The 9,543-nt window shown below is 69.6% G+C and carries 10 protein-coding genes; 7 read left to right on the top strand and 3 right to left on the bottom strand.

The window, feature by feature from the left end:
• Positions 1-88 precede the first annotated feature (88 nt).
• From AC27IO_RS16395 to AC27IO_RS16365, 7 genes are all read left to right on the top strand, one after another.
• Positions 89-412, top strand: coding sequence for a MetQ/NlpA family ABC transporter substrate-binding protein (locus tag AC27IO_RS16395; RefSeq protein ID WP_498739721.1), 324 nt, complete (start codon positions 89-91; stop codon positions 410-412).
• A gap of 20 nt (positions 413-432) precedes the next feature.
• A complete protein-coding gene (locus AC27IO_RS16390; protein ID WP_498739719.1) occupies positions 433-1,854 on the top strand; it encodes an LLM class flavin-dependent oxidoreductase in 1,422 nt (473 codons plus the stop codon).
• On the top strand, positions 1,851-2,681 hold the full coding sequence (locus AC27IO_RS16385; RefSeq protein WP_498739717.1) for a MetQ/NlpA family ABC transporter substrate-binding protein: 831 nt from the start codon (positions 1,851-1,853) through the stop codon (positions 2,679-2,681). Before AC27IO_RS16390 ends, AC27IO_RS16385 begins: the two co-directional genes overlap by 4 nt.
• 80 nt (positions 2,682-2,761) lie before the next feature.
• On the top strand, positions 2,762-3,577 hold the full coding sequence (locus AC27IO_RS16380) for a MetQ/NlpA family ABC transporter substrate-binding protein (RefSeq protein WP_284424476.1): 816 nt from the start codon (positions 2,762-2,764) through the stop codon (positions 3,575-3,577).
• On the top strand, positions 3,574-4,404 hold the full coding sequence (locus tag AC27IO_RS16375) for a MetQ/NlpA family ABC transporter substrate-binding protein (RefSeq protein WP_284430642.1): 831 nt from the start codon (positions 3,574-3,576) through the stop codon (positions 4,402-4,404). Before AC27IO_RS16380 ends, AC27IO_RS16375 begins: the two co-directional genes overlap by 4 nt.
• On the top strand, positions 4,401-5,615 hold the full coding sequence (locus AC27IO_RS16370) for a methionine ABC transporter ATP-binding protein (RefSeq protein WP_498739715.1): 1,215 nt from the start codon (positions 4,401-4,403) through the stop codon (positions 5,613-5,615). The genes AC27IO_RS16375 and AC27IO_RS16370 overlap by 4 nt, the downstream gene beginning before the upstream one ends.
• Positions 5,587-6,249, top strand: coding sequence for a methionine ABC transporter permease (locus AC27IO_RS16365; protein ID WP_498739713.1), 663 nt, complete (start codon positions 5,587-5,589; stop codon positions 6,247-6,249). Before AC27IO_RS16370 ends, AC27IO_RS16365 begins: the two co-directional genes overlap by 29 nt.
• Positions 6,250-6,370: 121 nt before the next feature.
• Here AC27IO_RS16365 and AC27IO_RS16360 read toward each other — a convergent pair whose 3' ends face one another.
• From AC27IO_RS16360 to AC27IO_RS16350, 3 genes are read right to left on the bottom strand one after another with little or no spacing between them, the layout of a single operon-like run.
• On the bottom strand, positions 6,371-7,216 hold the full coding sequence (locus tag AC27IO_RS16360; protein ID WP_498739711.1) for an ABC transporter ATP-binding protein: 846 nt from the start codon (positions 7,214-7,216) through the stop codon (positions 6,371-6,373).
• Positions 7,217-7,223: 7 nt separating this feature from the next.
• Complete coding sequence (locus tag AC27IO_RS16355; RefSeq protein ID WP_498739709.1) at positions 7,224-8,066, bottom strand: ABC transporter permease; 843 nt, start codon at positions 8,064-8,066, stop codon at positions 7,224-7,226.
• Between the two features lie 7 nt (positions 8,067-8,073).
• Entirely contained in the window at positions 8,074-9,072 is a 999-nt protein-coding gene (locus AC27IO_RS16350; protein ID WP_498739708.1) for an aliphatic sulfonate ABC transporter substrate-binding protein, read from the bottom strand.
• Positions 9,073-9,543: the final 471 nt, after the last annotated feature.

The following is a 9,543-nucleotide window of genomic DNA, read 5'->3' as shown; positions in this document are numbered from 1 at the left end:
GGGCCGGCGGCCTTGCTGCTGACTGGAAAAGGCCGGCCTCATCCAGCTCAAACCCGGCGTAGCACGCGCGGCAGCGTGAAACGACATCGTGGCCAACCCAAGAAGCTGCGCTTTTGCCGAGATCGAAGGCCCGCAACTGGTGCGCGCCACGCAGGACGTGGACCTGGCGCAGGGCTTTCCTTATTTCATCATTCCGTCGAAGGCGTTCGATGCGACGCGGGGGCTGGCCTACACCAGCTATGAGGACGACTCCTGGGCGATCCAGTTCGTGGCGCGCAAGGACAAGGCGGCGGACCCGCGCATCGCGCAGTTCCTGACCATCTACCAAAACTCCGACGCCGTGCGCAAGGCGATCCACGCCTTCTACCTGAACGATTCCAAGCTCTACCGCCTGACCTGGCTGAAGCGCTGAGACCGGCACAAGGACCGACCGTGACACAAGCGAAGCGCCACATCCTGCTCAACGCGTTCAACATGAACTGCGTGGGCCACATCAACCACGGCCTGTGGACGCACCCGCGCGACCGCAGCACCGACTACCGCACGCTGGCCTACTGGACCGATCTGGCCCGCACGCTGGAGCGGGGCCTGTTCGACGGCCTGTTCCTGGCCGACATCGTGGGCACCTACGACGTGTACCAGGGCAACGTGGACGTGCCGCTGCGCGAATCCATCCAGCTGCCGGTGAACGACCCGCTGCTGCTGGTGCCGGCCATGGCCGCCGCCACGCAGCACCTGGGCTTCGGCGTGACGGTGAACCTGTCGTACGAGGCGCCCTACCTGCTGGCGCGGCGCTTTTCCACGCTGGACCATTTGACAAACGGGCGCATCGGCTGGAACGTGGTGACCGGCTACCTCGACAGTGCCGCGCGCGCCATGGGCCAGCCGCAGCAATTGCCGCACGACGAGCGCTACGAGCGCGCCGACGAATACCTGGAGGTGCTCTACCAGCTGTGGGAGGGCAGCTGGGAAGACGGCGCGGTGCGCCGCGACAAGGCCGCGCGCGTGTTCGCCGACCCGGCGCGTGTGCACCCAGTGCAGCACCACGGCCGCTATTTCGACGTGGAGGGCTACCACCTCAGCGAGCCCTCGCCGCAGCGCACGCCGGTGCTGTTCCAGGCCGGCAGCTCGGGCCGGGGCCAGCAGTTCGCCGCGCGCCATGCCGAGTGCGTGTTCATCTCGCCCCCCAACAAAGAGGCTGCGCGCAAGACCGTGCAGGCCCTGCGCGAGCAACTGGTGCGGGCCGGCCGCCGGCCCGATGACGTGAAGGTCTTCGTGGGCGCGGCGGTGGTGGTGGGCCGCACCGAGGCCGAGGCACGCGAGAAGCACGCGGACTACCTGCGCTACGCCAGCCGCGAGGCGGGCCTGGCGCATTTCGCGGCCAGCACCGGCATCGACTTCGCGCAGTACGACCTGGACGCGCCGGTGGACTACTCGCCCGGCAACGCCATCGAATCGGCCAGCCGCACGGCCCAGCAGCATGGCTGGACGCGCCGCAAGCTGCTCGAACTCTTCTCGCTGGGCGGCCGCTACCCCGCCATCGTGGGCGATGCGCAGCAGGTGGCGGACGAGTTGCAGTCGTGGGTGGCCGAGACCGGCGTGGACGGCTTCAACCTGAGCCGCACCGTGGTGCCGGAGAGCTACGAAGACTTCATCGACCTCGTGATCCCTGAGCTGCAAAGCCGGGGCGTCTACAAGACCGCCTACGCCGAAGGCACGCTGCGCAGCCGCCTGTTCGGCGAGGGCGACCGGCTGCCGGCCCGGCATGCGGCGGATGCTTTCCGGCGCCAGGCCCCCAGCGCCGCCATTCGCCCATCGCCCCAACCCCATCCCGCCCTGGAAGCACAGCCATGAAACGCCTGGTCCAACGCCTTCTTTCCTGGCTCGCGGCCTTCGCTGCCGCGGCGGCAACCGCGCAAACACCCGCGCCACCGCTGCGCATTGGCGTGACGCCCGGTTCGCTGGCCGATTCCGTGCAGGTCGCCGCGCAGGAGGCGCGCCAGCAGGGGCTGGACGTGAAGGTCATCGAATTCACCGACTGGACCGCGCCCAACACCGCGCTGGCCGCGGGCGACATCGACCTCAATTACTTCCAGCACCAGGCCTTTCTGGACAACGCCATCCGCGAGCGCGGCTATGCCTTCGTCAGCGTGGCCACCGGCCTGCTGCCCAACATCGGCCTGTATTCGCTCAAGGTGCAGCGCTTCGCCGACCTGAAGGACGGTGCCCGCGTGGGCGTGGCCAACGACCCGGTGAACCAGGGCCGCGGCCTGCTGCTGCTGGAAAAGGCCGGCCTCATCCAGCTCAAACCCGGCGTAGGCGCGCGCGGCAGCGTGAACGACATCGTGGCCAACCCGAAGAAGCTGCGCTTTGCCGAGATCGAAGGCCCGCAACTGGTGCGCGCCCTCGACGACCTGGACCTGGCGCAGGGCTACCCGGCGCACTACGTCAATGCCGGCAAGCCCCAGGTGGCGGGCAGCGCGCTGCTGTATTCGGGCATCGACGACCTGGCCTATGCGATTCGCTTCGTCGCGCGCCAGGACAACGCGCAGGACCCGCGCATCCAGCGCTTCGTGAAGGTCTATCAAGACTCGCCCGCCGTGCGCGCGCAGATCGGCAAATCCTTCGCCGGCAATGAGCGGCTTTACAGCCTGCCGTGGCTCGCCAAGGCCGCGCATTGACGCATTCCTGGACTCGCCCCCGACGCCTTCCTCACCTTCGATTCCTCCCACCCCAACGACCGCCTGCCGCGGCCCCTGACATGCCACTCCATCGCCTCTTTCTCGCACCCCTCCTCGCCCTCTCCGTGCTGGGCGCTCTGCCCGCCCATGCGGCCGACAAGCTGCGCATCGGCGTCCTGCCGGGCGTGTATGCCGACGCCATCGCGGCCGCCGCCAAGGACGCCAAGGCGCAGGGCATCGACGTCACGGTGACCGAGTTCACCGACTGGACCACGCCCAACGTGGCGGTGGACTCGGGCGACCTGGACATCAACTTCTTCCAGCACCAGCCGTTCCTCGATAACGCGATCCAGAAGAACGGCTTCAAGCTGGCCAGCGCGGGCACGAGCTTCCTGGCCAACATCGGCCTGTATTCGCTCAAGCACAAGACCATCAACGAGGTGCCGGTGGGCGGCAAGGTCGGCCTGGCCAACGACCCGGTGAATCAGGGCCGCGGCCTGCTGCTGCTGCAAAAGGCGGGGCTCATCCAGCTCAAGCCCGGGGTGGGCTTCGTCGGCACGGTGGACGACATCGTGCAGAACCCCAGGAAGCTGAAGTTCGTCGAGGTGGAAGGCCCGCAGCTGGTGCGCATCACCGGCGACGTGGACATCGCCCAGGGCTACCCGCACTTCATCGTGGCGTCGAAGGCGTTCGATCCGTCCAGCGGGCTGGCGTACTCGGGCGTGGAAGACGCGCGCTTCGCCATCCAGTTCGTGGTCAAGGCCAACCGCACGCAGGACCCGGTGATCCAGAAGTTCGTGAAGGTGTTCCAGAACTCCGACGCGGTGAAGGCGGCCATCGACCGCGCCTTCGCGGGCGACAAGCGCCTGTACGTGCTGACCTGGACGCAGCAATGATGCGCGCGCCCCGCTTCTTCCACTTCAAGGCCGCCGCCCTGGGCTGGCTGCTGGCCGCATCCGCCCTCACCGCGCACGCGGCCGACGTGATCCGCATCGGCTCCACGCCCGGCGTCACTTCCGACGCGGTGGAGGCCGTGGTGGCCGAGGCCAAGGCCCAGGGCCTGGAGGTGAAGCTGGTCGAGTTCACCGACTGGACGCTGCCCAACGAGGCGGTGAACAACGGCGACATCGACCTGAACTTCTTCCAGCACCAGGCCTTCCTGAACAACGCCATCAAGGAACGCGGCTACCAGCTACAGCTGGTGGGCCTGGGCCTGCTGCAGAACATCGGCATCTACTCCAACCGCATCCAGCGGCTGCAGGACGTGCCCGAGGGCGCCAAGGTGTCGGTGGCGAACGACCCGGTGAACCAGGGGCGCGGGCTGCTCCTGCTGCAGAAGGCCGGTCTCATCAAGCTGCGGCAGGGCAATGCCGTGGGCGCCAGCGTGAACGACGTGGTCGAGAACCCCAAGAAACTGCGCTTTTATGAGATCGAAGGCCCGCAGCTCATCCACTCGCTGCAGGACGTGGACCTAGCCGTGGTGTGGCCCAGCTACTTCGTCAACGCCGGCAAGAAGGAACAGGCCAGCCGCGCGCTGCTGTACTCCGGCATCGACGACTCGTTCTATGCCATGGGCTTCGTCGCGCGCAAGGACAAGGTGCAGGACCCGAAGATCGCCCGCTTCGTGCAGCTGTTCCAGCAGTCGCCCAAGGTGCGCGAGGTGGTGTCCGCGCGCTTCAACAACGACCCCAAGCTGTACACGCTGCCCTGGAAGACGCCATGAGCCTGACCGCTGCCTCCCCTTCCCCCGTCTGGCGCAGCGCTGCCGGCACGGCCCCCTCCCCCGCCACGGCGCCTGCCGGGGCACCGCAGCCCCGCGCCGGGGCGGCACCGCCGCCTGCGCCATCGGCGGAGGCCGGCGCTGCATCAGGCTCCGTGGTCTTCGAGCAGCTCGGCAAGGTGTACGCGTCGTCCGCCGGGCCGGTGGCGGCACTGGAGGACATCAGCCTCCAGATCCCGGACGGCAGCATCTTCGGCATCATCGGGCGCAGCGGCGCGGGCAAATCGAGCCTGCTGCGCACCATCAACCGGCTGGAGTCGCCCACCTCGGGCCGCGTGCGGGTGGATGGCACCGACATCGCCACGCTGGACGACGACGGCCTGGTGGCCTTGCGCCGGCGCATCGGCATGATCTTCCAGCACTTCAACCTGCTGGCCGCCAAGACGGTGTACGACAACGTGGCCCTGCCGCTGCGCGTGGCCGGCTGGCGGCCCGCCGCCATCCACCAGCGGGTCGAGGAGCTGCTGGCCCTGGTGGGCCTCTCGGACAAGCACCGCACCTACCCCGCGCGCCTGTCGGGTGGGCAGAAGCAGCGCGTGGGCATTGCCCGGGCGCTGGCCACGGCGCCAGAGATCCTGCTGTGCGACGAGGCCACCTCGGCGCTGGACCCGGAGACCACGCATGCCATCCTGCAGCTGCTGCGCGACATCAACCGGCGGCTGGGGATCACCGTCATCCTCATCACGCACGAGATGAGCGTGATCCGCGAGATCGCCGACCAGGTGCTGGTGCTGGAGCAGGGCCGCATCGCCGAGCAGGGCGAGGTGTGGAAGGTGTTCGGCGCGCCACAGCACGACGCCACGCGCGCGCTGCTGGCGCCGCTGCAGCACGGCCTGCCCGACGACCTGCAGGGGCGGCTGCAGGCCGAGCCACCGGCGCAGGGCGGCTACCAGCGCATCCTGCGCCTGGGCTACACCGGCGAGGGCGGGCTGGAGCCCGATTTCGCGCGCATCGCCCAGGCCCTGCACAGCCCGGTCAGGCTGGTGCACGGCGGCGTGGACCGCATCCGCGGCCATGCGCAGGGCCGGCTCATCGTGTCGCTGCCCGGCACGGTGACGCTGCCTGATTTCGTCCATCTGGTGCAAGGCCCTGGCGCCATTGCCCATTCCATCGAGGTGATCGGCCATGTCTCTGACGTTGAGCATTCCCTTTGAGCGCTACACCCAGGCGTTTCTCGACACGCTGACGATGGTGGGCACCTCGGCCGCCATCGCCTTCGTGGCGGGCATTCCGCTGGCGGTGCTGCTGATCGTGACCGCGCCCGGCGGCTTCCTCGCCTCGCCGCGCATCCACCGCGGCGTGGGCAGCGTGGTCAACGGCTTTCGGGCCACGCCCTTCATCGTCCTGCTGGTGGCGCTGATTCCGTTCACGCGGCTGGTCACCGGCACCACCATCGGCGTGTGGGCGGCCATCGTGCCGCTGGCCATCAGCGCCACGCCGTTCTTCGCGCGCATCGCGGAGGTGAGCCTGCGCGAGGTGGACCCGGGCCTGATCGAGGCCGCGCAGGCCATGGGCTGCCGCAAGTGGCACATCGTCTGGCACGTGTACCTGCCCGAGGCGCTGCCCGGCATCGTCGGCGGCTTCACCATCACGCTGGTGGCCCTGATCAGCTCGTCCGCCATGGCCGGCGCGGTGGGCGCGGGCGGGCTGGGCGACCTGGCGATCCGCTATGGCTACCAGCGCTTCGACACGCAGGTGATGCTGATCGTCATTGCCGCGCTGATCGCGCTGGTGTCGCTGGTGCAGTTCAGCGGCGACCGGTGGGTGCGCTGGCTGCGCAGCCGGTAGCGCGTGGCGGGCGTCTTCCAGGGGTTTACAAGCCCAATCGGCCTCCAGCGCATGATCCACTAGGGCATATTGCTATCAAAAATATAGTGCTAGGATGTGCCGCCGCGCCCCGGCTCGTTCGTCAGAACGCGTGCGCGTGCCGCAGCGCGTCCAGCACCCGCACGCGCAGGGCGCCCAGCGATTCGTCTTCGCGCCGGCGCGGGCGGGGCAGCGGGTTCTCGATGACCTGCAGCTCGGCACCGGCGCGCGCCTCCAGCACCACCACGCGGTCGCTCAGGAGGAGCGCCTCGTCCACGTCGTGCGTGACCAGCAGCAGCGCCAGGCCGTGGCGGCGCGCCACCTCGGCCAGCAGCTGCTGCAGGCGGGCGCGGGTGAAGGCATCGACGGCGGAAAAGGGCTCGTCCAGCAGCAGCAGGCGCGGCCGCGTGAACAGGCCCCGGGCGATGGCCACGCGCTGCGCCTGGCCGCCGGACAGCTGCTTCGGCAAGCGGTCTTCGAAGCCCGCCAGTCCCACTTCGGCCAGCAGCTCGCGCACCTGCGGGTGACTCCGCCCGGCGCGGCCCAGATCGAACGCCACGTTCTCGGCCACGGTGAGCCAGGGGAACAGGCGCGGCTCCTGGAAGATGAAGCCGATGTCCTGCGTGATGCCCTGCTGCGGCTCGCCGGCCAGGCGCACCTGGCCGTCATACTGCGTGTCCAGCCCCGCGACGATGCGCAGCAGCGTGCTCTTGCCGCAGCCGCTGGCGCCTACGAGGCTGACCACCTCGCCGGGGGCGATGTCCAACTGCACGTTCTGCAGCACGGGCTTGTCGCCGTAGGCCTTGCGGCGCACGCGGGCCTGCAGCAGCGGGCCGCCCTGCGCATCCTGGGCCTGCAGCAGCGGGCCGACCTTCGCATCCTGGGCCTGCAGCAGCGGGCCGTCCACAGCGAGAGACGCTGGAGCGATGGCGTCTTGCAATGCAGTCATCGTTGGTTCAGTCCCGCGCAGTGCTGTCATAGGTGTCGCGCCAGGCCAGCAGGCGCTTTTCCAGCCAGGCCATGCCCGTGTCGGTGACCTTGCCCAGCAGCGCCAGCAGCACGATGGCCGCCAGCACGATGTCGGCGCGGCCCATCTCGCGGCCGTCGGTCAGCAGGTAGCCCAGGCCGCGCGTGGCGGCGATGAGTTCGGCCGCCACCATGAACATCCACGCCAGGCTCAGGCCGTTGCGCAGCCCGGTCAGCACCGCTGGCAGGGCGGCCGGCAGCAACACGCGGCGCACCATGGCGACGGCGCCCAGCCGGTACATGCGGGCGGCCTCCACCAGCTTGCGGTCCACGTCGCGAAAGCCCGAGGCCACGCCCATGTAGACCGGGAAGAACGCGCCGATGGCAATCAAGGCGATCTTGGACGCCTCGTCGATGCCCAGCCACAGCAGCAGCAGCGGCACCCAGGCCAGCGAAGGAATGGCGCGCAGCGCCTGGAAGGTCGGGTCCAGCAGCCCTTCGGCCCGGCGGGACAGCCCGACCAGCGCGCCGATGGCGATCGCCAGCACGGTGCCGATGGCAAAACCCGCCGCCACGCGCGCGCTGCTGGCGAGCACATGGCCGGCCAGGCCCTGCCCGCCGAAACTAATGAGGGTCTGGACGATCTCGGTGGGCGCGGGCAGCAGGTGCGGGCTGACCCAGCCGGCGCGCACGGCGCCTTCCCACACGGCCACCACCCCGGCCGGCAGGATCCAGCCCGTGCCCAGCGCGCTCCAGCCCCGGCGGCGCGGTGCAGTGCGGGCGGTCTCCACGGCCGGGCCGATGCCGGACCATTCCTGCGGGTGGGCGGACATGGCGCGGTCAGGCCGGCGAGGCCGCCGGCGCGTTCGTCACGCCGCGCGCGAACTGCGTGTCCACCAGGTCGGTGACCACCTTGTTCAACGCCGTGCCGGGCCGCACCAGGGCTTCGGACAGGAGCAGCGGGGCGGCGCCCTGCAGCGCGGCGATGTGTTCCTGCGAAGGCTGCGGGTTGGACAGATCGGTGCGCAGCTTGAGCTGCAGCAGCGCCACCTCCAGGCTGACCTTGGCCTCCTCCGACAGGATCCTGGCCGCCTCGGTGGTGTGGGCCAGGATCCATTGGCGGGCGCGCTCGTAGCCGGCCAGCACGCGGCGCGTCTCGGCGGCGCGCTGGGCCAGGAACTCTTCGCGCACATTCAAAAAGCCGTAGGTGTTGAACGCCACGTTGCGGTAGATGAGGCGCGAGCCCGCATCCAGCTCGCTGGCGGCCATCAGCGGATCGAGCCCCGCCCAGGCGTCCACGCGGCCCTGCTCCAGCGCGGTGCGGCCGTCGGCGTGCTGCAGCGCGACGATCTCCACGTCGTTGCGCTTCAAACCGGCCACCTGCAGCGCACGCAGCAAAAAGAGGTACGGGTCGGTGCCCTTGGTGGCGGCGACCTTCTTGCCCTTGAGTTCCTTCACCGACTGGATGGGCGAATCCTTGCGCACCACCAGCGCCGTCCATTCGGGGCGCGAGAAGATGTACGGCGCGCGGATCGGGTTGCCGTTGGCCTTGGACAGCAGCGCGGCCAGCCCGGCCGACGAGCCGATGTCGATGCTGCCCGCATTCAAATACTCCAGCGCGCGGTTGCTGCCCGCGCTGAACACCCACTTCACGGCCGTGCCGTCCTGCTTGAACGACTCTTCCAGCCAGCCAAAGCGGCGCAGCACCAGGCTGGAGGGCGAATAGGTGGCGTAGTCCAGGCGCAGTTCCTTGAGCGGCTGCGCGGCGTGCGCGGTGTGCGAGGCCAGTGGCCCGGCCAGCGCTGCGGCGCCGGCCGACAGCAGGGTGCGTCGTTGCATGGTGGTGGGTTCCCGGTGAATGCGGTGATGGTGCGGCGCAGTATCGGGCGCGGCTTGCCGCACGGCCAAGAACGTTATTCGTCTATTTTTATGAGAAACCTGCCGCCCCTGGCGTGCCCCTGACGCGCCCCTGAAAACCGGCCGGCTGGCCTGCACCAGCCGCCGCAGGCAAGCAGCAAATTGCGCACGAATCACGCAGCAGGCCGCTGCGCGCACGGCGCGGCGGGCCGGTGCAACCCACGGCGACGCGGGTTGCACCGCGCCCCATGTCCGCCCGGCAGGCCGCGGCGCGCGCATCGGCCAAAAACCGCATAAGCACGCGCGAATTCCGCATGTGGCGAGCCCGCGCGCCTGCGCACACTGGACCCACTCGCGGCGGCGGGCGCCCCTGGCCCCCGACCGCCCCCACCCCTTTGCCGGCGCTCCACCCATGTCCTCACGCGACCCCCAACTGCACCCGCCCGAAGCCCC

It is taken from the genome of Acidovorax sp. KNOB132 (assembly GCF_057541515.1).
The sequence above is the reverse complement of the archived record's forward strand: the minus strand, read 5'-3'. Positions and strand labels throughout refer to the sequence as shown.

What these genes read in the sequence shown, in the direction of transcription:
- AC27IO_RS16385 (WP_498739717.1), top strand. Translation starts at nt 1,851, where the DNA reads ATGAAACGCCTGGTCCAACGCCTTCTTTCCTGGCTCGCGGCCTTCGCT.
- AC27IO_RS16380 (WP_284424476.1), top strand. Translation starts at nt 2,762, where the DNA reads ATGCCACTCCATCGCCTCTTTCTCGCACCCCTCCTCGCCCTCTCCGTG.
- AC27IO_RS16375 (WP_284430642.1), top strand. Translation starts at nt 3,574, where the DNA reads ATGATGCGCGCGCCCCGCTTCTTCCACTTCAAGGCCGCCGCCCTGGGC.
- AC27IO_RS16370 (WP_498739715.1), top strand. Translation starts at nt 4,401, where the DNA reads ATGAGCCTGACCGCTGCCTCCCCTTCCCCCGTCTGGCGCAGCGCTGCC.
- AC27IO_RS16365 (WP_498739713.1), top strand. Translation starts at nt 5,587, where the DNA reads ATGTCTCTGACGTTGAGCATTCCCTTTGAGCGCTACACCCAGGCGTTT.
- AC27IO_RS16360 (WP_498739711.1), bottom strand. Translation starts at nt 7,216, where the DNA reads ATGACTGCATTGCAAGACGCCATCGCTCCAGCGTCTCTCGCTGTGGAC.
- AC27IO_RS16355 (WP_498739709.1), bottom strand. Translation starts at nt 8,066, where the DNA reads ATGTCCGCCCACCCGCAGGAATGGTCCGGCATCGGCCCGGCCGTGGAG.
- AC27IO_RS16350 (WP_498739708.1), bottom strand. Translation starts at nt 9,072, where the DNA reads ATGCAACGACGCACCCTGCTGTCGGCCGGCGCCGCAGCGCTGGCCGGG.